The organism is Asticcacaulis sp., from assembly GCF_051956075.1.
In the GTDB taxonomy this organism is placed as follows: Bacteria; Pseudomonadota; Alphaproteobacteria; order Caulobacterales; family Caulobacteraceae; genus Asticcacaulis.
Genome location: NZ_JBQCGA010000060.1, coordinates 1 through 23,080 on the forward strand (window position 1 = coordinate 1; position 23,080 = coordinate 23,080).

Annotated in this window: 27 protein-coding genes; 15 read left to right on the top strand and 12 right to left on the bottom strand. The window is 63.8% G+C overall.

The window, feature by feature from the left end:
* From ACTHLA_RS15320 to ACTHLA_RS15330, 3 genes are all read left to right on the top strand, one after another.
* A partial coding sequence (locus tag ACTHLA_RS15320) for an AMP-binding protein (RefSeq protein ID WP_440191270.1) occupies positions 1 to 995 on the top strand: 995 nt, incomplete at its 5' end.
* Positions 996 to 1,188: 193 nt separating this feature from the next.
* Positions 1,189 to 1,941: a HesA/MoeB/ThiF family protein gene (locus ACTHLA_RS15325; RefSeq protein ID WP_440191273.1), complete on the top strand. Its 753-nt coding sequence runs from the start codon at positions 1,189 to 1,191 to the stop codon at positions 1,939 to 1,941.
* A 67-nt stretch (positions 1,942 to 2,008) separates the two neighbouring features.
* Complete coding sequence (locus ACTHLA_RS15330) at positions 2,009 to 2,668, top strand: YitT family protein (protein ID WP_440191276.1); 660 nt, start codon at positions 2,009 to 2,011, stop codon at positions 2,666 to 2,668.
* A 2-nt stretch (positions 2,669 to 2,670) separates the two neighbouring features.
* On the opposite strand, the gene ACTHLA_RS15335 is transcribed toward ACTHLA_RS15330, so the two are convergent.
* Both ACTHLA_RS15335 and ACTHLA_RS15340 read right to left on the bottom strand, forming a co-directional pair.
* The gene (locus ACTHLA_RS15335; RefSeq protein WP_440191279.1) at positions 2,671 to 2,970 is read right to left on the bottom strand and encodes a DUF3175 domain-containing protein; all 300 of its coding nucleotides are present in this window, start codon (positions 2,968 to 2,970) and stop codon (positions 2,671 to 2,673) included.
* 91 nt (positions 2,971 to 3,061) lie between these two features.
* Complete coding sequence (locus ACTHLA_RS15340) at positions 3,062 to 4,777, bottom strand: methyl-accepting chemotaxis protein (RefSeq protein WP_440191282.1); 1,716 nt, start codon at positions 4,775 to 4,777, stop codon at positions 3,062 to 3,064.
* A gap of 254 nt (positions 4,778 to 5,031) precedes the next feature.
* Here ACTHLA_RS15340 and rlmN point away from each other — a divergent pair, with 254 nt between their 5' ends.
* The 6 genes from rlmN (at position 5,032) to ACTHLA_RS15370 (ending at position 9,011) form a co-directional block, all read left to right on the top strand.
* On the top strand, positions 5,032 to 6,270 hold the full coding sequence (rlmN, locus tag ACTHLA_RS15345) for a 23S rRNA (adenine(2503)-C(2))-methyltransferase RlmN (RefSeq protein ID WP_440191285.1): 1,239 nt from the start codon (positions 5,032 to 5,034) through the stop codon (positions 6,268 to 6,270).
* Positions 6,271 to 6,413: 143 nt separating this feature from the next.
* On the top strand, positions 6,414 to 6,869 hold the full coding sequence (locus ACTHLA_RS15350) for a DUF350 domain-containing protein (RefSeq protein ID WP_440191288.1): 456 nt from the start codon (positions 6,414 to 6,416) through the stop codon (positions 6,867 to 6,869).
* 2 nt (positions 6,870 to 6,871) lie between these two features.
* A complete protein-coding gene (locus ACTHLA_RS15355; RefSeq protein ID WP_440191291.1) occupies positions 6,872 to 7,693 on the top strand; it encodes a peptidase in 822 nt (273 codons plus the stop codon).
* An 81-nt stretch (positions 7,694 to 7,774) separates the two neighbouring features.
* Positions 7,775 to 7,963, top strand: a complete 189-nt coding sequence (locus ACTHLA_RS15360; protein WP_440191294.1) for a type II toxin-antitoxin system HicA family toxin — start codon at positions 7,775 to 7,777, stop codon at positions 7,961 to 7,963.
* Positions 7,964 to 7,974: 11 nt separating this feature from the next.
* Positions 7,975 to 8,367: a type II toxin-antitoxin system HicB family antitoxin gene (locus ACTHLA_RS15365; protein ID WP_440191297.1), complete on the top strand. Its 393-nt coding sequence runs from the start codon at positions 7,975 to 7,977 to the stop codon at positions 8,365 to 8,367.
* Complete coding sequence (locus ACTHLA_RS15370) at positions 8,364 to 9,011, top strand: DNA-3-methyladenine glycosylase family protein (RefSeq protein WP_440191300.1); 648 nt, start codon at positions 8,364 to 8,366, stop codon at positions 9,009 to 9,011. The genes ACTHLA_RS15365 and ACTHLA_RS15370 overlap by 4 nt, the downstream gene beginning before the upstream one ends.
* Here ACTHLA_RS15370 and ACTHLA_RS15375 read toward each other — a convergent pair.
* The 3 genes from ACTHLA_RS15375 to ACTHLA_RS15385 are packed head-to-tail and all read right to left on the bottom strand — an operon-like array spanning position 8,995 to position 10,082.
* Entirely contained in the window at positions 8,995 to 9,366 is a 372-nt protein-coding gene (locus ACTHLA_RS15375) for a c-type cytochrome (RefSeq protein WP_440191303.1), read from the bottom strand. The genes ACTHLA_RS15370 and ACTHLA_RS15375 overlap by 17 nt on opposite strands.
* Positions 9,363 to 9,851: an MOSC domain-containing protein gene (locus ACTHLA_RS15380; protein ID WP_440191306.1), complete on the bottom strand. Its 489-nt coding sequence runs from the start codon at positions 9,849 to 9,851 to the stop codon at positions 9,363 to 9,365. The genes ACTHLA_RS15375 and ACTHLA_RS15380 overlap by 4 nt, the downstream gene beginning before the upstream one ends.
* A gap of 36 nt (positions 9,852 to 9,887) precedes the next feature.
* The gene (locus tag ACTHLA_RS15385) at positions 9,888 to 10,082 is read right to left on the bottom strand and encodes a hypothetical protein (protein ID WP_440191309.1); all 195 of its coding nucleotides are present in this window, start codon (positions 10,080 to 10,082) and stop codon (positions 9,888 to 9,890) included.
* Between the two features lie 165 nt (positions 10,083 to 10,247).
* On the opposite strand from ACTHLA_RS15385, the gene ACTHLA_RS15390 reads away from it, so the two are divergent.
* From ACTHLA_RS15390 to ACTHLA_RS15400, 3 genes are read left to right on the top strand one after another with little or no spacing between them, the layout of a single operon-like run.
* Positions 10,248 to 10,511 carry a PadR family transcriptional regulator gene (locus ACTHLA_RS15390; protein WP_440191312.1) on the top strand — a complete coding sequence of 88 codons (264 nt, stop codon included), beginning with the start codon at positions 10,248 to 10,250 and terminating at the stop codon, positions 10,509 to 10,511.
* The gene (locus ACTHLA_RS15395; RefSeq protein WP_440191315.1) at positions 10,512 to 11,081 is read left to right on the top strand and encodes a hypothetical protein; all 570 of its coding nucleotides are present in this window, start codon (positions 10,512 to 10,514) and stop codon (positions 11,079 to 11,081) included.
* 33 nt (positions 11,082 to 11,114) lie between these two features.
* Positions 11,115 to 12,719, top strand: a complete 1,605-nt coding sequence (locus tag ACTHLA_RS15400) for a peptide chain release factor 3 (protein WP_440191318.1) — start codon at positions 11,115 to 11,117, stop codon at positions 12,717 to 12,719.
* Here the strand turns inward: ACTHLA_RS15400 and ACTHLA_RS15405 are convergent.
* Complete coding sequence (locus tag ACTHLA_RS15405; protein WP_440191321.1) at positions 12,658 to 13,149, bottom strand: hypothetical protein; 492 nt, start codon at positions 13,147 to 13,149, stop codon at positions 12,658 to 12,660. The genes ACTHLA_RS15400 and ACTHLA_RS15405 overlap by 62 nt on opposite strands.
* A 92-nt stretch (positions 13,150 to 13,241) precedes the next feature.
* Between ACTHLA_RS15405 and ACTHLA_RS15410 the strand changes: the two genes are divergently transcribed.
* Positions 13,242 to 14,096: an aldo/keto reductase gene (locus ACTHLA_RS15410; RefSeq protein WP_440191324.1), complete on the top strand. Its 855-nt coding sequence runs from the start codon at positions 13,242 to 13,244 to the stop codon at positions 14,094 to 14,096.
* A 3-nt stretch (positions 14,097 to 14,099) separates the two neighbouring features.
* On the opposite strand, the gene ACTHLA_RS15415 is transcribed toward ACTHLA_RS15410, so the two are convergent.
* From ACTHLA_RS15415 to chpT, 6 genes are all read right to left on the bottom strand, one after another.
* Positions 14,100 to 14,939 carry a CheR family methyltransferase gene (locus ACTHLA_RS15415; RefSeq protein WP_440191327.1) on the bottom strand — a complete coding sequence of 280 codons (840 nt, stop codon included), beginning with the start codon at positions 14,937 to 14,939 and terminating at the stop codon, positions 14,100 to 14,102.
* Positions 14,936 to 16,117 (bottom strand): protein-glutamate methylesterase/protein-glutamine glutaminase, encoded by a 1,182-nt coding sequence (locus ACTHLA_RS15420; protein ID WP_440191330.1) that lies wholly within the window; start codon positions 16,115 to 16,117, stop codon positions 14,936 to 14,938. The genes ACTHLA_RS15415 and ACTHLA_RS15420 overlap by 4 nt, the downstream gene beginning before the upstream one ends.
* Before the next feature lie 23 nt (positions 16,118 to 16,140).
* On the bottom strand, positions 16,141 to 16,506 hold the full coding sequence (locus ACTHLA_RS15425; RefSeq protein ID WP_440191333.1) for a response regulator: 366 nt from the start codon (positions 16,504 to 16,506) through the stop codon (positions 16,141 to 16,143).
* Between the two features lie 27 nt (positions 16,507 to 16,533).
* Positions 16,534 to 16,977: a chemotaxis protein CheW gene (locus ACTHLA_RS15430; RefSeq protein WP_440191336.1), complete on the bottom strand. Its 444-nt coding sequence runs from the start codon at positions 16,975 to 16,977 to the stop codon at positions 16,534 to 16,536.
* A complete protein-coding gene (locus ACTHLA_RS15435) occupies positions 16,974 to 19,550 on the bottom strand; it encodes a chemotaxis protein CheA (protein ID WP_440191339.1) in 2,577 nt (858 codons plus the stop codon). Before ACTHLA_RS15435 ends, ACTHLA_RS15430 begins: the two co-directional genes overlap by 4 nt.
* A 259-nt stretch (positions 19,551 to 19,809) precedes the next feature.
* Entirely contained in the window at positions 19,810 to 20,526 is a 717-nt protein-coding gene (chpT, locus tag ACTHLA_RS15440) for a histidine phosphotransferase ChpT (protein WP_440191342.1), read from the bottom strand.
* Between the two features lie 176 nt (positions 20,527 to 20,702).
* Between chpT and cysK the strand changes: the two genes are divergently transcribed.
* Positions 20,703 to 21,683, top strand: coding sequence for a cysteine synthase A (gene cysK, locus ACTHLA_RS15445; protein ID WP_440191345.1), 981 nt, complete (start codon positions 20,703 to 20,705; stop codon positions 21,681 to 21,683).
* Positions 21,684 to 21,782: 99 nt separating this feature from the next.
* Positions 21,783 to 23,054: a DUF2336 domain-containing protein gene (locus ACTHLA_RS15450; protein WP_440191348.1), complete on the top strand. Its 1,272-nt coding sequence runs from the start codon at positions 21,783 to 21,785 to the stop codon at positions 23,052 to 23,054.
* The last annotated feature ends 26 nt before the right edge of the window (positions 23,055 to 23,080 follow it).

Sequence of the window (23,080 nt, forward strand, 5' to 3'; positions counted from 1 at the left end):
GCCCGCTGTCGAACGGCGGCGCCTCGCTGATCTTTGAGGGCGTGCCCAACTATCCCGACTCTTCGCGTTTCTGGCAGGTGGTCGATAAGCACAAGGTCACCACCTTCTATACCGCCCCGACCGCCATCCGCGCCCTGATGCGCGAAGGCGAGGCGCCGGTGAAAGCGACCTCGCGCGCCAGCCTTCGCGTGCTCGGCACGGTCGGCGAGCCGATCAATCCCGAAGCCTGGCTGTGGTATCACCGCGTTGTCGGTAATGAGCGCTGCCCGATCGTCGATACCTGGTGGCAGACCGAGACCGGCGGCCACCTGATCACGCCGGTTCCGGGCGCGACGCCGCTCAAGCCCGGCTCGGCCACGCAACCCCTGCCGGGCGTCGTGCCGATGCTGGTCGATGCCGAGGGCAAGGAATTGCACGGTGCGACCGAAGGCAATCTGTGCATTGTCGATTCGTGGCCCGGCCAGATGCGCAGCGTCTATGGCGACCATCAGCGCTTCCTCGACACCTATTTTTCGACCTATCCGGGCAAGTATTTCACTGGCGACGGCTGCCGCCGCGATGAGGACGGCTATTACTGGATCACCGGCCGCGTCGATGACGTGCTGAACGTCTCCGGCCACCGCATCGGCACGGCGGAAATCGAAAGCGCGCTGGTCGGCCATTCGGGCGTCACCGAAGCGGCGGTGGTCGGCTATCCGCACGACATCAAGGGGCAGGGCATCTGGTGCTATGTCACGCTGAAATCGGGCGTTGTCGGCACGGACGCGCTGAAAAAAGAGCTGCGCGACCATGTGCGGCAGGAGATCGGGCCGATCGCCTCGCCCGACGTGATCCAGTGGGCGCCGGGTCTGCCCAAGACACGCTCCGGCAAGATCATGCGCCGCATCCTGCGCAAGATCGCCGAGGGCCAGCCCGAAGCGCTCGGCGATATCTCGACCCTGGCCGATCCGTCGGTGGTGGCTGACCTCGTTGAAGGTGCGAAGGGGCTGGGCTAGGTTTGTCTTTCCCTCTCCCCGTTCACGGGGAGAGGACGGGAAACAAGCCGCGACTGCGGCGCAGGCGACCGGGTGAGGGGATGTCACGCTCCTTTGTTCAAACGGCGGGCGGCCCCTCACCCGACAATCTGCGGCTTCGCCTTGCCTGTCGTCCTCTCCCCATGTCATGGGGAGAGGGAAGGAGCCTGATCCGATGACAAATTCTCCCGATCTCACCGACGATGAACTGGACCGTTATGCGCGGCATATTGTGTTGCGCGAGATTGGCGGTCAGGGGCAGATGAAGCTCAGGGCCGCCAGGGTCGCGCTGGTCGGCATGGGCGGGATCGGCGCGCCGGCGGCGCTCTATCTGGCGGCGGCAGGGGTTGGGACGCTGGGCCTGATCGACGACGATCATGTCTCCCTGAGCAATCTGCAAAGGCAGGTGCTGTATGCGACGCGCGATGCGGGCGCGTCCAAGGCGGAAAGCGCGGCGACCCATCTCAACGATCTTAATCCGTACTGCGATTGCCGCATTCACCGGCTGCGGCTCGATGAGGGTAATGCGGCGGAGGTGCTGGGCGGTTATGATCTGGTCATCGACGGCTGCGACAATTTTCCGACGCGGCTGCTGGTCAACCGGGTCTGTCACGGGTTGAAAGTGCCGCTGATCTCGGCGGCGATCGGGCGCTTTTCCGGGCAGTTGGCGACGTTTGACGGCTCGCCATGTTATCAGTGCCTCGTGCCGGAGGTTCCGCCCGACGCCGAAACCTGCGAGCGCGTCGGCGTGGTCGGGGCGCTGGCCGGGGTGATGGGGACGCTGGCGGCGCTGGAGGCCGTGAAATGGATCACCGGGGCGGGCGAGACGCTCAAAGGGCGGTTGATGATCTTTGATGGGCTGAGTTTTGACAGCCGCATCGTCAGACTGGCCGCCGATCCGGCCTGCCCGGTATGCCAGCAGGGCTGAGGGCGGCAGTTGAGTTGCGCTGCAACATAGTATATTTTGCAACCGCATAATCTGCGGAGCGCTCCCCATGTCGCCGACCACCCTTGAACAGGCCGCCGCGCAACTCGCGCCCGGCGAGACGGAACTTTATCCGGTCGCCAAACATACGCTGATCGAGGATGTGTACGCCTTTGCGATCGGCGTCTCGTTCATCGTGCTGGGGATGATCTTTCTGAAGGCGGTCGGTCTGGTCACCGGCGGCGTGGCCGGGATTGCGCTTTTGGTGTCCTACATCGTGCCGCTGCCGGTCGGGGTGCTGTTCACCCTGATCAATATTCCGTTCTTCCTGTTCTCCTGGCCCGCCATGGGCAGGCGCTTCATGATCAAGACCGTGCTGGTCAATCTGGCCATTATGGGCGCGGCGCAGGGCGCGCCATTGGCGTTTCACCTGTCCGGCGTCAACGCGATCTTCGCCGCCCTGTTCGGCGGCACCATCATCGGCATGGGGATTCTGGCCCTGGCGCGGCACGGCGCGGGGGCAGGCGGCACGGGCGTGCTGGCGCTGTTCTTACAAAAGCGCAAAGGGATCAATGCGGGCAAGACGCAGATGACCTGCGACGCCCTGATCCTGTCGGCCTCGATTCTGGTCCTGCAACCGCATCAGGTGCTGTTCTCGCTCATGTCGGCTATCGCCATGAGCGGCGTTTTGATCGGCTTTCACAAGCCGGAGCGTTATATCGGCAGATAGGTTTAGGTTTTCTGCGGCCTGCCGAAGGCTTCGCGCAGCTCGTCCTTGGCCCTTTCCAGCACGCCGCGCTGGCGCTTGGACAGATTATCGCCCGCGCGATTGATGTAGAAGGTCAGCATCGACATGGCTGAGCGGTAGGGGCTCGACTTGCGGCGGTGGCTCTGCTCCGCCGAGTGTTTCAGCGACTCGGCGATCTTCTTCGGGCTGTGCGAGGTGAAGATGTCCTTCTTGGTGTCCATCGCATTGGAATGCTCGGTGACTTCCTGCGACCATTTCTTCTGTGTTGCATTTTTCTGGGTCATGGCGGCTCTCCTTTCAGAAGGAAGCATAACCGCGTCAGGGATCAGGACGCGATGCCGGACACCGGCGCGGTGCGTTTAAAGCGCGTCAGGATCAGGCCGCGTCAGCTTCGCTCAGAAAGGTGGCGATCAGGGTGCGGATGCGCGTATTGCGTTCGGAAATTTCGCGCGAGGCCTGCGCCACCTGTCCGGCGGCCTGCGCGGTGTGCGCGGTTTCCGACTGCATGCGCGCGACGGTCTCGCTGACCGCCTGCGCGCCGCCGGAAGCGCTGGCGACATTGCGCGAAATGTCCTGTGTCGCCGCGCCCTGCTGGGTGACGGCGGCTGCGATGGCCGAGGTGAAGGCGGTGACGTCGCCCATGGCGCCGGTAATGTCGCCGATGGCGGCGACCGTCGCCTGGGTCGAGCTTTGGATGGCGGCGATCTGGGTCGAGATGTCGGCGGTGGCCTTCGCCGTCTGCTGGGCCAGCGACTTGACCTCGGAGGCGACGACGGCGAAGCCCTTGCCCGCCTCGCCCGCGCGCGCCGCTTCGATGGTGGCGTTGAGCGCCAGCAGATTGGTCTGGGCGGCGACGGCCTGGATCAGCCCGACCACTTCGCCAATGCGACCGGCGGCCTCGGCCAGGCTGGCCACCTTGGCGTTGGTGTCCGAGGTGACGCGTGTGGCCTCGCCGACCGCGGCATTGGCGCGCGTCACCTGCTCGCCGATGTCGTGGATCGAGGCGGTCAGCTCCTCGGTGGCGCTGGCGACGGTCTGGACATTGTCGGAGGCGTCGAAGGCCGCCTGACCGGCGCGGGCGGCGTTGTCGGCGGTGTGCTGGCTGGCGCGGCTCAAGGTGTCGCTGGCCGTGAGAATATCGTCACTGGCCACGGCGACGCCGTCGAGGGCCTGCGCGATCTCCGCCTGAAACGCCGCGACCAAGGTTTCCAGTTTTTGCTGACGCTCAGCCTTGCCCGCCTCATCCTGTGCGCGCGCCTGCGCCAGTTGCAGACGTTCGACGCCCTGAATGCGAAACTGCTCCAGCGCCCGCGCCATGCTGCCGATTTCGTTGCGCCAGTCGGTATAGGGCGCCTCCTCGTCGTAGCGGCCGTCGGCAATGGCGACGACGCTCTGCTCCAGCCGCTGCAAGGGCGCCATCAGGCGCTGCGACGCGAAAAAGGCGGCGGCGGCGAACAGCAGGATGAGCGCGACGCCCATGATGCTGATCTTGACCATCAGCCGGGCGGCGGCGCCGGAAATGTCGTGAGCGGCGGTGCCGGAGAACAGGATGCCGATCACCTTGCCTTGCGTGTTCACGACCGGCTGATAGATGGTGTAATAGGGCTTGCCCAGGATTTTGGCCTTGCCGATATAGGTTTTGCCAGCGCGAACATCGCTCCAGGCCTGGCTGTCATGGCCGAGCTTGGTTCCGGTCGCGCGCGTTCCGTCCGGCTTTTTGATCGAGGTCGCGGCGCGCACGAAGTCGTCGCTGGCCGCGTCATAGGTGAACAGGGTCGCCGCCTGACCCGATACGCGCGCCATCTGATCGACGAGGTCGTTCGCCGAGGCTTCGGGCAACTGATCCAGCGTCACCTTCCTGACATTGCCATCCGGCGTCCAATCCACGAGCGCGTCGCCAAACTGGCCCTGCAGGATAGACGCGTCGATGCGCATGGCGGCGTTCTGAAAGCGGATCGCGGTGCGGGTGGCGTCCGCCTGAACCTGAAAACTGACCACGACGATCAGGGCCGCAGCCGTCAGCCCTACAAGCGCGACGGTTAAAAGCCCGATCAGATGGGCAAGCCGGATGCGGGCAAACAGGGCGTTCATGTTCAGACGATCCTCAAAAACTATGCTGCACTGCTTCCATTTGCTGCCCGATGAGGCTTAATGGCGGTTTAATATCCGGGGCCGCTTCCCTGGCGTTAAAGCTTGGAACTCAAGTAAATCAGAGATTTGCATTGGGTTGTGTCATAAAAAATTCACAATTCAGAGGTGAATTCTCGGCGTCCGTGGCGCTGGTTGGACTTTCGCGCCCGCTTCCTGTATAGGACGCGGCTTCTCCGCAAATTGAGTATCCCGCTGTGGCCCATACGCTTGACCTGTCTGCAAAGCCTTCTTCGTCGCCTGTGAACATTACGGGCCTGACGCGCGAGGGGCTGGTCGAGGCGCTGATCGCGTCGGGAAGCGTGGAGCCGCGCAAGGCGAAGATGCGGATGCAACAGGTCTGGCGCTGGATTCACCATTACGGCGTCACCGATTTCGACCTGATGACCGATATCGCCAAGGATCAGCGGGCGCTGTTTAAGGACCACTTTACTTTGGCGCGGCCTGAGATCGTCGAGCGGCAGATTTCGCGCGACGGCACGCGCAAATATCTGATCCGCATGGCCCCCGGCATCGAGGTCGAGAGCGTCTATATTCCCGATGTCGGCCGGGCGGGCGCCCTGTGCGTGTCGTCGCAGGTCGGTTGCACGCTCAACTGCTCGTTCTGCCACACCGGCACGCAGAAGCTGGTGCGCAATCTGACCGCCGCCGAAATCGTGGCGCAGGTGCAGGTGGCGCGCGACGATCTGGGCGAATGGCCGTCGCCCAAGGAAGACCGCCGCCTGAGCAATATCGTCTTCATGGGCATGGGCGAGCCGCTCTATAATCTCGACAATGTCGCCGATGCGATCGCCATCATTTCCGACCATGAAGGCATCGCCCTGTCGCGCCGCCGCATCACGGTTTCGACCTCCGGCGTCGTGCCGGAACTGCCAGCTCTGGGCGAGCGCACGGCGGCCATGCTGGCGATCAGCCTGCACGCCACGAATGATGATTTGCGCGATGTGCTGGTGCCGCTCAACAAGAAGTATCCGATTGAACAGTTGATGGCGGGCATCCGCGCCTATCCGGGCCTGTCCAATGCGCGCCGCGTGACGTTTGAATATGTCATGCTCAAGGGCGTCAATGACTCACCCGCCGAGGCGCGTGAGCTGATCCGCCTTTTGAAGGGCATACCGGCCAAGATCAATCTGATCCCGTTCAATCCGTGGCCGGGGACGGATTATCAGTGTTCGGACTGGAAGACGATCGAGGCCTTCGCCGCCATTCTCAACAAGGCCGGTTACGCCTCGCCGATCCGCACGCCGCGCGGGCGCGACATTCTGGCGGCGTGTGGTCAGCTCAAGTCCGAGAGCGAGAAGAAGCGCGCCAGCGTCGTGCGCCGTGAAGCCAAAGCGGCGGCGGAAGTTGCCGCTGAGACTGCTTCAGAACAGGACACGGGCGAGGCTGAAGACCATCTGCCCTATGCGCACCTTGCGGCGGGCATGATCGGCTAACCCTTTACCGCTAAGGGGTTTGCGTCTGTCATAATAAATTTATCCACAGGCGTCGCGGGTGGACTTGATCTTGCACAGGGTCTGCTCCAAGACTGTCGCCGTCCCGCAAACGGCGCATGGTTCGCGTGACCCAGGGGTAAGTGATGACGTCGGATTTCAACTTTAATTTCCTGTCGCCCGAAGTGCTGCGCCCGGAAATGCAGGCCTTCGCCGCCGGTTTTCCGGTGACCCTGCTGCATGCGGGCGTGACCCTGCTGCTGCTGCTGATCGGCGCCACCATCTATTCCATCCTGACCCCCTATAAGGAAATCCATCAGATCCGCGAGGGTAATTCCGCCGCCGCCGTCGCCTATGGCGGGGTGATCATCGGTCTGGCGATTCCGCTGGCGGCGTCGATGGCGGCCTCGACGAGTTTGCGCGAAATTCTGCTGTGGGGCGGGGCGACCATCATCCTGCAACTGTTCGTCTTCCGTCTGGTCGATTTCCTGCTCACCGGCCTGCCCGCGCGCATCAATGAGGGCGAGGTGTCGGCGGCGGTGCTGCTGGTCGCGGCCAAGCTGGCGGCGGCTCTGGTGCTGGCCGCGGCGGTGGCGGGCTAGAGATGAAGGCCGACTGGCTTCTTTATGGCGCGGCGCTGATCGCCCTGGTGGCGGTTCCCGGCAAGTGGCATGAGCGCTCCGACGCGCCGCCCGCGCCGCCGCCGCCGGGCATTGGCGAGATGTCGCTGTTCGCCACCTATACTCCGTTCAACGCCATGTCGATCATCAACCTGCCGGTCGACAACACCAAGGTGATGACCGGCACGGCCTTTTCGGTCGCGAAGTCCGGCGAGTGGATCGTGGCCAGCGCCTCGGTGCGCGACTGCACGCATCCGTTTATCAATATCGGCGGCAATCTGGCCGCGCCGATGACGGTGAAAGCCATCAAGGGCGTCGATAATTATGTGATGGGCGTGACCGACGGCGCCGGGCGTCCGCTGCCTCTGGTCGATCCGAAGGATGTCAAGCCGGGCATGCGCGCCTTCATGCCGGGTTTTCCCGGCGGCGTGGTCGGCGAGGCGACGGCGCGGCTGATCGGTCAGACCCTGATCGAGCGCTCCAAACGCGGCGGGCATAATGAAACCGTGCTGGCCTGGGCCAAGGCGGGCCAGACGCACGACCTCAAGGGCGATCTGAATCAGCTTCTCGGCGGTCCGGCCATTGACGATACGTCGCGCGTGGTCGGGATCACCCTGAAGGAATCGCCGCGCCGGGGCCGCATCTACACCTCGACGCCGCAGACCGTGCTGGCCATCGCCAATCCGCCCGAGCGCACGCCGGACTATGAGTCCGAAGCTATCGTCACCAAGCGCAATTACGGCATTGTGGCGGATACGCTAAGGCGTGAATACCGGGTGGCTCAGGTGGGCTGCATCAAGTCGTAACGGCTTAAAATTACACATTTATACACACTTTTATTGCAAACGACGACTCCCGCAGCTATGATGCGCTGGGGGGACAAGAAGATGAAAAGCCGTGAGGTTATTCGGAAACTTGAGGCGAACGGATGGAAAGAGGTTCGCCAGTCAGGGAGCCATAAACAATTTCGCCACCCGGACATCAAAGGCGTGGTGACGGTCCCGCACCCCAAGGCTGACCTGCCCACCGGCACATTGAAGAGCATAGAGAAACAGAGCGGATTGAGTCTCAGATAGGATACCGGCCGATGACGAATCTTTATTTTCCAGCCATTATCGAGCGCGGCGTCGAAGGGTTTGGCGTTTTTTTTCCTGACCTGCCCGGTTGCGTCAGCGCAGGGGCCACGCTTCAGGCGACGGCGCGCCAGGCGGAAGAAGCCTTGTTCCTGCACCTGTCCGGCATGGCCGAGGACGGGGAGCCTGTTCCGACTCCGTCTGATATGGACGCCATTGAACGCGACCCGGATATTGACGAGGTCTGCCGCATTCTGGTCCGCGCTGAATTGCCGGGTCGCAAGGTGCGGGTCAATATCATGATGGACGAGGACGTGCTGGCGGCGATCGAGCGCGTCGCCGACAACCGGTCGCAGTTTCTCAACGATGCGGCCAGGGCCGCGCTGGCGGCGCGTCGGGCGGCATGACCCGCAATGCGCTCGATCCCGAACATCTCGCCCACCTGGCCGTTGCCGATCCGCGTCTGTCGCATCTGTGCGCACGGTTTGCGCATATCCAGTATCGCCTGAGGCCCGGCGGGTTCGAGGCGCTGCTGCGGCTGATCGTCGAACAGCAATTGTCGGTCAAGGCGGCGGATACGATTCTGGCGCGCGTTGTGGCGGGGGTGGGGGAGCTGACGCCGCAGACGGTGCGCGATCACCCCGACGAGGCGCTGCGGTCCTATGGCCTGTCGCGGCCCAAGATCGCCTATATGAAGGCGCTGGCCGAGGCGATATTGCGCGGCGAGTTCGATGCGGCGTCCCTGCTGGTCATGGATATCGAGACGGCGGCGCAGACGCTTTTAAAGCTCAAAGGCATAGGCCGCTGGACCGCCGAGGTTTATCTGATGTTTTCCGAAGGCAGGCTCGACCTGTTTCCGGTCGGGGACGTGGCCCTGCGTGAAGCGGTCGGCTGGCTGGATGGGCTGGAGGCGCGCCCGGATGAAAGCTATTGCGCGGAGCGGGCCTTGCTGTGGTCGCCGTATCGGTCGGTGGCGGCGCACCTGCTCTGGGCGTGGTATGGCGCGGTGAAGCGCGGCGAGATGGGCCGCGAGTTCAGCGCGTCTGTTTGAGCCAGGCGATCAGGTCGCGCCGGTCCTGGGCGTCGTTCATCCCCCAAAAGCCCATGCGCGTGCCCGGAACCGCCTTGCCGGGCGAGGCCAGAAACGCATTGAGCGTAGCGTCATCCCAGGTCTGACCATAGGCGCGCAGGGCGGGGCTGTAGTCATACCCCGGCAGGCTGCCAGCCTTTCGTCCGTACACGGAATAAAGGCTTGGGCCGAAGACGGTGACGTTCTTTTGCAGGGAATGGCAGCCTGCGCAGGCGGCGAACTGGCGCTGGCCGTTGGCGAGGTCGGGCGCGTGCAGGGCGGCGGGTTTCGGCTGGCAGGCGGTCAGGACGAGCAGCAGCGGCAGAAGGCGCTTCATGCGACCTCCAGCGCGTCGCCGAGGCGGATCAGGCCGCCTTCCAGCACCCGCGCCGTGACGCCGCCGTGGCCGCGCACGGCGTTGTAGCCGCCGGGACCGAAGGTCTCTTCCATGCGGGAACAGGGGTGACATTCGCCGGTGGTCTGCAACAGGGCGCCGCCGAGCCGGAAACGCTTGTCCTTGAGCGCCAGCAGATTGACGCCGGACACGACGATATTGCGGCGAAGCTGGTCCGGCGCGACGGTTTCTAAGCCGAGAAACTCGGCGATGGCGGCAAGGTCAGACGCGCCGATCAGAGTCAGGTGGCGTTCGCCGGAACGACCACTGTAGCGATCGCCGATCAGGCCGTTGTCGGGGGTGAGCGTGGCTTCATCTCGCGGCTGCATGGCGGCGCGGCGGGCGGGACGCACGCCAATCCACGCGATGCGACCGGGGCGCATCGGCGCGTTGATCAGTTGAGCGAGCGGCGAGCCGGGCTTGAGCATGACGCGTCATAGCGCGCCAGCCGCCGCGACCGCCAGCTATTTTTCCTTGACTGTCTTGACCGTATTGCCCGGCGCGGCTTCGACATCGGGCTTCAGCGCGTGCTGGTTGGCGTCCTTGGGGACGTCGAGCTTGTGGTCTTTTTCCGGGTGGAAATATTCCTTGTCCTCGCCGGCCTGATTGAGCTGGTCGGGCGAAAACACCTTCTGGCCTTCATGAACGGGATTGGGCATGGGAGCGCCTCCTTTATGGCGTTCAGTATAACGCCGGGTGGATAAGAGACGGGTTCGGATAGTGGCAGGGGAGGCAAGGGCGCGATAAGTTCTTGCGCAATAAATCTACATATGTATATTTAGCGCATGACACGCTCACGACGCCTATCGGATCAGGCTATAAATGTGCTGGCTGTGCTTCATCGTCATCGTGACGACTGGAGTTATGGGCTGGAGATTTCAGGCGAGACCGGCCTTAAATCGGGCAGCCTGTACCCGCTGCTGATCCGGCTGCACGAGCGCGGCCTGCTCGAAAGCCAGTGGTTGGCGCCGCAGCGCCCTGGGCGTCCGGCCCGCCACGGCTATCGGTTGACTAACGCCGGACGCGAAGCCCTTGCCGCGAACCGTCGTCAGGCGACCGCTTTATCGTTCACACCCAAGGAGGCCTGAATGCGCCTGTCGTTCCTGCTGATGCGCTTAGCCTTTGTCATCACGCCGTCAGCACGAGCTGAATGGCGCGCCGCCATGCAGGCGGAATATCAGGTCATGGATCGAGGAAGACTTTCGTGGTCGCTGGGCTGCCTAATGACGGCGACAGGCTGGCGGATGAAGTCGGGCACGGGATATCTGATGGGCGTGGTGTCGGCTTTCATTGTGACGGCTTTCATTTTGAATCCGGTGAGCCTCATACTGCTCATGCTACATTCGCGTCATGAGCCTGTCTGGCGACCACTGATTTACGTCGTGGCCGATATGCCGACCGTGCTTGCCTGTATGGCTCTCAGTCTGTGGAGGCCGCGCTACGGATATGTCAGCGCCGTGCTGATGACGGGACTTTTCTTTACTTCAACCTATGGACTCGCCTTGCTGGCAGGCAGGACGTTCAGCTATCTGCATTTCAATGATATGCCGCCGGTTATCGGCGAACTGCTGTTTTTAGGAATCTGCATGACCGCGGCGTTCATGGGCCGGGCTCTGCATTGGGGCCTGTTCCGCCGTGGCGCGTCCGCCACCCTTTGACTTTTACCCGGCGAGGCCTTATCGGCTGCGGCCATGAGCAATACGCCTGAGACCGAAGCGCCGCGGCGCAGAACCTTCGCCATTATCTCGCACCCGGACGCCGGTAAGACGACCCTGACCGAGCATCTGCTGCTGGCGGGCGGGTCGATCCGGGCCGCCGGGCAGGTGCGGGCGCGCGGCGAGAACCGGCGCACGCGCTCGGACTGGATGAAGATCGAGCGCGAGCGCGGCATTTCGGTGTCGTCCTCGGTCATGACCTTCGAGCATGACGACAAGATGTTCAATCTGCTGGACACGCCGGGCCACGAGGACTTTTCCGAAGACACCTACCGCACCCTGACCGCCGCCGACGCGGCCATCATGGTGCTGGACGCCGCCAAGGGCATCGAGCCGCAGACGCTCAAACTGTTCGAGGTGTGCCGCCTGCGCGACATTCCGATCATCACCTTCATCAACAAGATGGACCGCGAGGCTGAAGACCCGCTGGCCCTGCTCGACGAGGTGGCGGCCAAGCTGCAACTGGACCCGTCGCCGCTCTACTGGCCCGCCGGGTCCGGCAACCGTTTCCGGGGGATGGTCGAATTGGCGTCGGGGCAATTCTATCCGTTCACGCGCCGCGAGTCGGGCGCGGAGTACGATCAGGGCCATGACGGTCCGGCTTCGCTGAACGACGCGGTGACAAACGGCTGGCTCGACGCCGCGGAAAGCGACGAATTGCAGGAGACGGCGGAGCTGATCTCGGCGGGTTTCAAGCCGTTCGATGTCGAAAGCTTCCTCGAAGGCCATATGACGCCGGTGATTTTCGGCTCGGCCCTGCGCCACTATGGCGTCAATCAGCTTCTGGCCGCCATTGCGGCTTACGCGCCCGCGCCGAAGACAATCGCAGCCACGCGCGGCGGGACCGAGGCCGAAATCGAGCCGACCGAAAAGGAGGTCACCGGCTTTGTGTTCAAGGTGCAGGCCAATATGGACCCGAACCACCGCGACCGCATCGCCATGCTGAAACTGACCTCCGGCAAGTTCACGCGCGGCATGAAGCTCAAGGTTCAGAACACTGGCAAGCAGATTTCGGTCAATGCGCCGATCATGTTCTTCGCTTCGGACCGCGAACTGGCGGAAAACGCCTTTGGCGGCGACGTGATCGGCATTCCGAACCACGGCGTGCTGCGCGTCGGGGATTCCCTGTCGGAAAGCGGTCTGGTGCGTTTTGCGGGCCTGCCCAACTTCGCGCCGGAAATCCTGCAACGGGTGCGCGTCAAGGATCCGCTCAAGGCCAAGCACCTGAAAAAGGCGCTGGAATCGCTGGCCGAGGAGGGGGTGACTCAATTGTTTCGTCCGTCGATCGGGGCGGATTTCATTGTCGGGGCGGTGGGCCAGCTTCAGTTCGAGGTCATGGCCGACCGGCTGGCCAATGAATACGGACTGGAATGCCAGTTCGAGCCGTCGCCTTACGCCGAGGCGCGCTGGCTGGGCGGCGAGGCGGCGAAGATTGAGGACTTCGCGGGCAAGTACCGCGCGCAGATGGGCGCCGATATCGACGAGGCGCCGGTGTTTTTGGGCAAGTCCGGCTGGGAGATCAACTATGTGGCGGAGCGCTTCCCGGAGGTAAAATTCCTGCGGACGAAGGAGCGGGCCTAAACCGCTTTAATCTGCGCTCGTACTGGATCATGCCGATGAACAGGCAGACGATCTGCGCCCAGCCCGCCCATACGCCCAGCATGGTGACATAGGCGTAGCCGTTCAGATGGATCGCCTTACCGACGAAAACCGTGACCACCTCATTGATCTGGCAGGCGGCGGCGAAGGCGATCCAGAGGCGGCGGTCGTACAGGCTGAGCAGCAAAAAGCCGATCAGGGTCGCGATATCGAGCAGGACGAAAGCGATATTGGGGCCGTGATGTCCGCTCTGGGCCACGGCGCTCAAAATCCAGCCGCTGCCCATAATGCCCGCATACATCTGCTCGCTGCGTCCGCCGCGCCACAGCGCCCACAGACAGACCAGAAAGGCGGCCAGTTCGCTGCTGCCGACCCAGAATAGCCAGATGATATAGTCGCGATGTCCGTACATGATGTCTTTTCTGTATGCGGGCGGGTGTTACGCCGCCGGTTCGCGCCTATTTAAGGGGGCGGGCTGGGCGACAGCAAGACAGGAGCATCATTATGAACGCATCGGCAGCGGGACAATTTGCGATTGGCGGCGATCTGAAGGTCAACCGCCTCGGCTATGGCGCCATGCGCATCACCGGGCCGGGCGTCTGGGGGCCGCCGCACGACCGGGCCGAGGCGATCCGCACCTTGAAGCGCCTGCCGGAGCTGGGGGTCGATTTTATCGACACGGCGGACTCCTACGGGCCGGACGTGTCCGAGCAACTGATCCGCGAGGCGCTGCATCCCTATGACGGCCTCATTATCGCGACCAAGGGCGGACTGACGCGCAAGGGGCCGAATATCTGGATTCCGAATGGCGATCCCGACTATCTGATCAGACAGGCGCATAAGAGCCGCGAGCAGTTGGGCGTCGAGCGCATCGACCTGTGGCAGTTGCACCGCATCGACCCGAAGACGCCGCGCGACGAACAGTTTGCGGCGGTCAAGACGCTGCTGGACGACGGCGTGATCCGCCATGCGGGCCTGTCGGAAGTGTCGGTGGAGGAGATCGAGGCGGCGCGCAAGGTCTTTCCGGTCGCCACCGTGCAGAACAAGTACAATCTGGTCGAACGCCAGAGCGAGGCCGTGCTCGACTATTGCGAGGCGAACGGCATCGGCTTTATCCCGTGGTATCCGCTGGCGGCGGGCGAGCTGGCGCGGCCCGGCGGCGCGGTCGATACGATCGCGCAGACCTACAACGCCACGGCGGGCCAGATCGCCCTGGCCTGGGTGCTGAAGCGTTCAAAGGTCATGCTGCCCATCCCCGGCACAAGCAAGGTCAGGCATCTGGAGGAAAATGTCGCGGCGGCGGAGATTGCGCTCAGCGACGCGGATTTCGCCGCGCTGGATAAGGCGGGGCGCGGTTAGGGCTTAGGCGATGCGGCGCGCGGGCGTGGCGACGGCCTGGTTCTTGACGTACAGGCCGCGCATGCCCGGCATGGGCTTGAAGGCGTCGGTAATGCCCAGCACGGTCTCCGCCGCGCCGAGCAGCAGATAGCCGTCGTCGGGCAGAAGCGTCGCCATCTGCTCCAGTACGCGCTTCTTGGTTTCCAGATCGAAATAGATCAGCACATTGCGGCAGTAGATCACATCCTGACGACCGATCATGCGCAGATCGTCGAGCAGGTTCATCTTCTTATAGCGCACCGAGGCGCGTATCTTGGGCGAGATGCGCCACATCTCATCGACCTTCTCGAAATGCTTGACCATCATGGTGATGGGCAGGCCGCGCTGCACTTCGAACTGGGTGTAGAGGCCGGCTTGCGCCTTTTCCAGGCAGCGGTCGGAAATGTCAGTGGCCAGAATATCGAGCGTGACGCGCGGATACTGCATGCGCAGCTCGTCCATCAGCATGGCCAGCGAATAGGGCTCCTGACCGGTCGAGCAGGCCGCGCACCACACCTTGATCTCGCCGTTCAGGCGCGACTTGGCCAAAGCTGGCAAGACGTCGGACTTGAACTGGTCGAACGGGGTCTTGTCGCGGAAGAAGAAGGTCTCATTGGTCGTCATCGCGTCGGTGACGGCGGTCATCAGCTTTTCGTCGCGCTTGGCGCGCAGCGAGGTCAAAAGCGCGGCGACATTGGAGAAGCCTTCGCGGCGGGCGACGGGCGATAACCGGCTTTCGATCAGATAGGTCTTGTCGGCGCCGAGGATCAGACCTGAGCGCGCCTTGAGCGTCGAAGCAAGGTGGTCGATATCTTCAGGGCTCATTGCGGGCGTTCTCCTCGTGCGAAGGCCTTGCAGGCCGCCGACAGGGCAGGGATGGGTTTTATGAGTTCGGCAAGGCCCGCCTCGGCGACGGCGCCGGGCATGCCCCAGACGACGCTGGTGGCTTCGTCCTGCGCCAAGACGCTGGCGTTGACATCGACAAGCGCCTTGGCGCCGTCGCGGCCGTCATGGCCCATGCCGGTCAGCACGACGCCAAGCGCGTGATTGCCGTAGATGTCAGCGGCGGAGCGGAACAGGGGATCGACCGCCGGGCGGCACCAGTTGATCTGCGGCCCCTGATCCAGCTTTATCGTCGGCAGGCCCAGCGGGCCTTTGACGGTCATGTGCCAGTCGCCGGGCGCAATATAGATTGTGCGCGATTCGATATTCATGCCGTCCTTCGCCTCGACAACCCTTTGCGGCAGGGCCTTGTCGAGATGTTCGGCCAGGATGGCGGTGAAGGTGGCCGGCATGTGCTGCACGATCAGGACCGGCAGCTTCCAGTCCGGGCCGAGGCCCATCAGGAAGTTGCGCAGGGCGGGCGGGCCGCCGGTCGAGGCGCCGACGAACAGGGCGTCGATGCGCTTGGGGCCGGTGCTGCGCGGACGCAAAACCACCGGCGCGGCGGGCGCGGCGACCGGGCGCGGGGCGGGCGTGAAGGCCGATGGCGCAGACGCGGGACGCTCCAGCGTCGCGGGCTTTTCGGGCGCGGGCGCAGCGGCCCCCGGCGGGGTCGGCCACTGCCGCGTGCGACCGCACAGCGCGCGGATCTTGGTCAGAAGTTCGGTGCGGAAGCCGTCGGCGCCGCCGATGCGCGTCGAATCGGGCTTGGGGATATAGTCCGCGGCGCCCAGCTCCAGAGCGCGGATGGTGACATTGGCCCCGCGCGTCGTCAGGGTCGAGGCCATCAGCACCTTCAGCCCCGGCTTGGCGGCCAGCAGCTTGGGCAGGGCTTCGAGCCCACCCATATTCGGCATCTCGATGTCGAGGATCAGCACGTCCGGCTGAATTTCGCGCACCTTTTCGACGCCCTTGGCGCCGTCGATGGCCAGACCCGCCAGAACCATGTCCGGCTCCTGTTCAAGCCAGCGCGAGATCAGGCCGCGCACGACCGCCGAATCGTCGACGATCATGACCTTGAGCGGTCTTAAAGAGGCGGCGGTGTGCGGATTAAGCGCCATGCGGAACAGCCCGGTACTGGGGTTTAAATAAGGCCGACTTCCGAGAACTTGGCTTCCAGGATCTCGCCGTCAAAAGGCTTCATAATGTATTCCGACGCGCCTTCGGTCAGGGCTTCGGTGATGTGGGCCAGGTCGTTTTCGGTGGTGCAGAACACCACGACGGGCGATTTGCCGCCATCCTCCTTGCGCAACTGGCGCAGGAAGGTGATGCCGTCCATGACCGGCATGTTCCAGTCGAGCAGGATGGCCGAGGGCATTTTTTCCTTGCACGCCTTGAGCGCCTCAAGGCCGTCCCCGGCTTCGGAGACTTCAAAGGACAGGTTTTCCAGGATGCGGCGGGCGACCTTGCGGATCACGCGGCTATCATCGACGACGAGACAGGTTTTCATCCTGTTTTATTCCTTAGGATACAAAAATCAGGCCGCCTTCAGATGCGAATTGTCCAGCAGCGTATGCGGGTCCAACACTATCAGAAGTTCCTTTTCCAATTGATAAACGCCGACAATAATATCGCTCCAGCGCGGCGGCAGATTGCCGGGCGCGGCGTGGAACTTTTCGTCGTCCAGTTTCAGCACCTCATCGACCGAATCGATGACCAGACCGTAGGAATCGCCCTGCACCTCAAGCCCGATGGCCAGCGGCTCCGGCGCGTCGGCGGGGCGCGGCGGCAGGCCGAGGCGCTGACGCGCGCAGACGGCGGTGACGATGCGGCCGCGCAGGTTCAGAACGCCCGCGATTTCGGAGCGCGAGAGCGGCACGGGCGTCAGCCCGCGCGGATGGAAGACGTCGTGGACGCGGGCGGCGTCCACCCCGAACAACTGACCGCCGACGCGGAGGGTCACATAATCACGCAGGCTCATGCCACGGCCCTTTCACTGGAGGCGCCCGGCTTGCGCTGATGCTCGGCCAGACCTTGCAGATGGTAGTAATCGACATCGAGGATTTCGCAGGCGCGGCTGGACACCACCGCCGTGCCGCGCACGCCGGGGCGGTCCGCCGACAGTTCGATCTGCAGGCGGTCCTCGACGACATCGACGATCTCATCGACGGCCAGGCCCATCGCATAGCCTTCGCCGGTGAAGACCAGCAGCGGCTGAATGCCCTCGCTCATAATGTCGTGGACGCCGTTGAGCCCCAGGATCGGCATCAGCTTGCCGCGATATTGCAGAGCGGCGCGGCCGTCCATACGCTCGATCTTTTCGACCTCGACGTGTTCGAGGCGGGTGATATGCTCCAGCTCGACCGCCTTGGGCGCGCCGCTTCCGGCCTTGAACAGGAGCATGGCGACCTTGGCGGAATCGCCGGTCTCGACGACCTCCTCGCCATCCTCGGCCTGCTTTTCCTCCAGCATATTGCCCGCGCGCTCGGAAAGCGCGTTCGGATCGAGGATCAGCACGACGCTGCCGTCGCCCAGAATGGTGGCGCCGGAGAAGACATCGACGTCGCGCAGGATGGTGGCCAGCGGTTTGACGACGATTTCCTCGGTGTCGAGCACGTCCGCGACCACGAGGCCGTAGCGGCGCTCGCCGACCTGGATGACCATGACGAAGGTGGCGTCCTCATCGACAGCGGCTTCGAGTTGCAGGGTCGGGCCAAGCTGCACCAGCGGCAGAAGCTTGTCGCGCAGGCGCAGGACCAGCGAGTCGTTGATCTTTTCGATGCGGTGTTCGGCGTTGGCGCCGGTGCGCAACAGCTCCAGCACCGAGGTCTGCGGCACGGCGAACTTCTGCCCGCCCGCGCCGACGATCAGGGCCGAAACGATGGCCAGGGTCAGCGGAATTTTGATGGTGAAGGTGGTGCCCTGGCCGACAATGGAGGTCAGGTCGATCTGGCCGCCGATCTGCTCGATATTGGTGCGCACCACGTCCATGCCGACGCCGCGGCCCGACAGGTTGGTCACCTTGGCGGCGGTCGAGAAGCCGGGGGCGAAGATGAAGCGATGAATCTGCTGATCGCTCATGCCCTCGACTTCGCTGCGCGAGGCCAGGCCCTTTTCGATGATCTTTTCGCGGATGCGGCCCGTATTCAGGCCGCGCCCGTTATCGGAGATGCGGATGACGATGTAGCCGCCTTCGTGGAAGGCCGCCAGCTTGATCTGGCCGTTGGCGGGCTTGCCGAGCTGGACGCGCTCATCGGTCGATTCCAGGCCGTGGTCGGCGGAGTTGCGCACCATATGGGTGAGCGGATCGCGGATCAGCTCCAGCACCTGACGGTCAAGCTCGGTGCCTTCGCCCTCCATGACCAGGTCGATCTTCTTGCCCAGTTCGTAGGACAGGTCGCGCACCAGGCGCGGCAGCTTCTTCCACGCCGCGCCGATCGGCTGCATGCGCGTCTTCATCACGCTGTCCTGCAATTCGCCGGTCAGGGTCGAAAGGCGCTGCAACGGCGTGGCGAAGGCGGAGTCTTCGCGGTTTCTGGAAATCTGGAGCAGTTGGTTGCGGGTCAGCACCATTTCCGACACCAGGGTCATCAGCCCTTCCAGCACGTCGACCGAGACGCGGATCGACTGGGTGGTGGCGATGCCCTGCGGATCGTCGCTCATCGCCATCGGGGCGGCTTCGGGCTTCGGCGCGGGCGCAGCGGCCTTGACCGGCTCCGGCGCCTTTTCGACGACGGGTTCGGGCTTGGATTCGGTCCTGGGTTCGGGCTTGGGCTCGGTCTTGAGTTCGGCGGCGGGCGCCGGTTCGTCCATCCAGTCGGGCGCCTCGGCGGCGGCGAAGGCGGCTTCGAGATCGGCTTCGGAGACTTCGCCGGGGCGCAAGGTCCGGCCCGTCGCCGGATCGACATCGCCCGGTTTCAGGCCAGCAGCGCCATCCGTAGCGTCTTCGGGTCCGTCGGCGGCGGCGAAGGCGGCCTCCAGCTCGGCTTCGGAGACTTCGCCGACGCGAAGCACGCGGCCCGTGGCCGGATCGACGTCGCCCGCCTGCAAGGTGGCGGCGGCTTCTGCGGCGGCGGCGGTGGACAGGGCGGGAATGTTCAGTTCGGCGGGCTCGATCTCGCCGCCGATCGGACGGTCCGGCACATCGACCTTCTGCACGGCGCCCAGATCGACCGCCTGACCTTCGGCCATGGCTTCGAGCTGCGCAATCAGATCGTGATCGTCGCCGTCCGGTTCATTGCCGGTGGCTTCCAGACCCGCCAGGATCACCTTGATGCGGTCGATCGAGTGCAGCACCAGGGTCACGGCGTCGGGCGTGACCTCCAGCTTGCCGTCGCGGAAGCGGCCCAGCAGGGTCTCGCCCGCATGCGCCACCGCTTCGAGGCGGCCAAGGCCCAGAAAGCCGCAGGTGCCCTTGATGGTGTGGACCAGCCGGAAAATATTGTCGAGCGTCTTGCGCTCATTCGGATTGGCCTCGAACTTCACCAGTTCGGAATCGACCACCTCAAGACTTTCGGCGGTCTCCGTCAGGAATTCGGCAATTAGATCGTCCACAGCGCAACCCCGTACTCATGGCTCGTTGAAGGCCTGACCGCAGATACACGTGTCGCAGATACACGACGGGCGGGCCTGTTCCGGCTCACTATCACGGGGTTTGGTTAAGAGAGGGTTGGCAAGATATTGACAAAATCTGAAAATCTTACCGTTTGCAGCGTTTTCGTGAAAAACGCTGAGTTTGACGCGCTGCGGTTTAATGTCGCAGCGCATCCGGCGCGCCGTTTCGGGCGTGTTTTTCGGGAAAATGCGTTTGCGATCAGGCCGGAAGGCGGATGGTGAAGCTCAACGCGTCGGGCTCGGAGACGAAGTCGAGCTGTCCCCTGGCCTCATGCACGACGCTGTAGAGCCAGTGCGGCTGAATCCACTGGCCGGACAGGCCGTCGCCCAGCGGCAGACCTTTCAGCCCTTCTATGGCTTCGGGCTTGAGACGCGCGCGCGCGCCCTTGGCGTCGGCTCTCAGAATCAGGGCGTCGTCCTCATGTGCGGCGTTCAAGGTCGCCACGCCGCCGACCGGCAGCGAATTGCCCGCGATCAGGCCGAGATTGAGCAGGGCGCGCGCGGCGGGTTTGGAAAAAACCTCGTCGCCCGGAATGTCGAAGACCAGTTCGGCGCGCATGGTCGCAAACACGTCGTCGAGAATTTTCTGCAATTGCGCGCCATTGAACGATTCCGCCGAGGTCGCCGCGCCGAAGGCGACGCGCGCGAAATGCACCAGGGTCACCATCTTTTTCGCCGAGGCCGAGATCAGGTTGAGCGCCTCCTGACGCATATCCTGCGCCGACGGGTCTTCGAGCAGGTCGAGACCGGAAATGATCGCGCCCGCCGGGGAGATGAAATCGTGGCACAGCTTGGCGACCAGTTGCGTGGCCAGTTCGTGCGCGCCCATTTCAAGACCCTGCTCAGACGTCTGGTCCTGCGTTGACGTTTCCGTTTGAGCCAGAGGGGAAGCCAGAGGGGAGGCCAGATCGTCCATGTTCATATCGGTCCTGTGTTTAGCGCGGCTTATCTTTAATGTGAGGTGATTTGCCTTAAACTTGAAGCCAAGACGTAATAATATCCTTTAAGAAGGCGTTAATGCGGAATAAGCCTTATGCCGCCTGCGCCGCAAGCGCCGGTTCCATAATAAAAGACCCACATCGGAGACAGCTCATGACAGACACGCCCCGTTTCGCCCGCGCCGGTCGCGGCAAGATCTTCGATTCGATCCTCGACACCATGGGCGACACGCCGCTGGTGCGTCTGCCGCGCCTGTCCGCGGCCATGGGCGGCGAAAAAGGTCTTGGGGCCACCGTGCTGGCCAAGCTGGAATTCTTCAACCCGCTGGCCTCGGTCAAGGATCGTATCGGCATCGCCATGATCGAAGCCGCTGAGCAGGCGGGCAAGCTCAAGCCCGGCGGGACCATTATCGAGGCGACCTCCGGCAATACCGGCATCGCCCTGGCCTTCGTCTCCGCCGCCAAGGGCTATAAGTGCATCCTGTGCATGCCCGAATCCATGTCGATCGAGCGCCGCAAGATGCTGCTGCTGCTCGGCGCCCGGCTTGAGCTGACCCCGGCGGAGAAGGGGATGCGCGGCGCCATCAACCGCGCGCAGGAATTGCTGGCCGAGACGCCGGGCGCGATCATTCCGGCTCAGTTCGAGAATGCCGCCAATCCCTATATTCACCGCATCTCGACCGCCGAGGAAATCTGGAACGACACCGACGGCGCGGTCGATGTCGTCGTCTCCGGCGTCGGCACCGGCGGGACGATTTCCGGCGTCGGCGAGGTGCTGAAGGCCAGGAAGCCGTCTGTGAAGATGATCGCCATTGAGCCGGATTCCTCGCCCATCCTGTCGGGCGGCGAGCCGGGACCGCACAAGATTCAGGGCATTGGCGCCGGTTTCGTGCCCGCCATTCTCGACCGCGCGGTGATCGACGGCGTCGAAACCGTCTCCAGCGAAGCCGCCTTCGCCATGGCGCGCAAATCGGCCAGTCTGGAAGGCCTGCCGGTCGGCATCTCGTCCGGCGCGGCGCTGGAAGTCGCCTTCCGCCTGGCGGCGCGGGACGAGTATGCGGGCAAGACCATCGTGGCGATTATTCCGTCCTTCGCCGAGCGTTATCTGTCAACCGCCTTGTTCGAGAACCTGTAAAGGCGCCTCAGCCGGTTATTATATTTGCGCTTTCGCGCTAAATCGCCGCGTTAATCAAAACTCACCAAAGATTAACGGATGGCGGGCAAGATCGCGTTCATGTCGAATCACGCCGCGTCCGCTGCTGTCCGCGCCGAGCCCGATACGGGTGCGGAGGGCGGCGCCGTGACGGAGGCGTCCGGTTCCGAGGCGCCGCCGAAACGACAGGCGCGCACCACGCTGACCCGTCGTCTGGCCGACGTGGTCTGCCTGCCGGAAAGCCGCATCAACGCCTTTGAGCGCGCGGTGACCTCCGACCTGCTGGTCGAGATGCTGGCCGCCGCCGATCTGGCCGAGCGCGTGCGCGCCGCGCGCCGCATCAGCATCCTGTCCGAGCCGCCCTGGTCGTTGGTGCGTCTGCTGATCGTCGATGCGCCGGAGGCGGCGCGCTGCCTGATCGAGGACTGCGAAGCGCTCAGCGACGCCGATCTGCACTATTGCGTCAAACATGGCGAAGAGGCGCACCATCTGCTGCTGGCCGCGCGCAAGGATCTGCCGCCGCTGATCGCGGAAAGCCTGGTCGAGAGCGGCGGCCCCGCCGTTATTGAAATCCTGCTGAAAAACATGCGCGCGCGCCTGTCCCAGCCCGCCATTGAAGCGGTCGCCGCCCTGAGTCAGGCGCATACGCATCTGATCCCGTTGTTGTTGAAGCGTTCTGAATTGCGTCCGTCCTCGGCCTATGTGGTGTTCTGGTGGGCCAATGCCGAATGCCGCCGCATCATCCTGACCCGCTTCGCCGTCAATCGCGAGATCATGCAGGACATGGCCAGCGACGTCTTCGCCATGATGGCGAAGGAGAAGTGGCAAGACCCGCTGGCGCGCAAGGCGCTGCAATTCATCGAGCGCCGCCAGCGCAATCGCGAGGCGGTCGCCAAAAGCCCTTACGATTCGCTGGAAGCCGCCATCGCCGAGGCGGCCAAGACCGGCATGACGCGCACCCTGGCCGAGGAGATCGCCTATATGGCCGGGCTCAAGCCCGCCACCGGCGCCAAGCTGATGCGCGACGCGGGCGGCGAGGGGCTGGCCGTGATGTGCAAGGCGACGGGGCTGTCGCGCAAGGCGCTGCGCGCGCTGTGGAAGGCTTTGCGGCGGCCGATGCGCGATGAGGACGGCAAGACCCACCCCGACCTGGCCAATGTGCTGGTCACCTATGACATTATGGCGACCGATCGCGCCCAGACGGTGCTGCGTTACTGGAACTGGTCTTTGTCGTCGGCCCTGACCCACGCCATGTTGCGCGCCATCGCCTCCGGCGTCGATGTCGATTACGAATCGCTGAGCGTGCCTGAACGCGCCGCCATGCTGGCTTTTGCGCAGGATTTGAAGTCCTGATCTCCTGCATTTTGCTATTTAGGGTA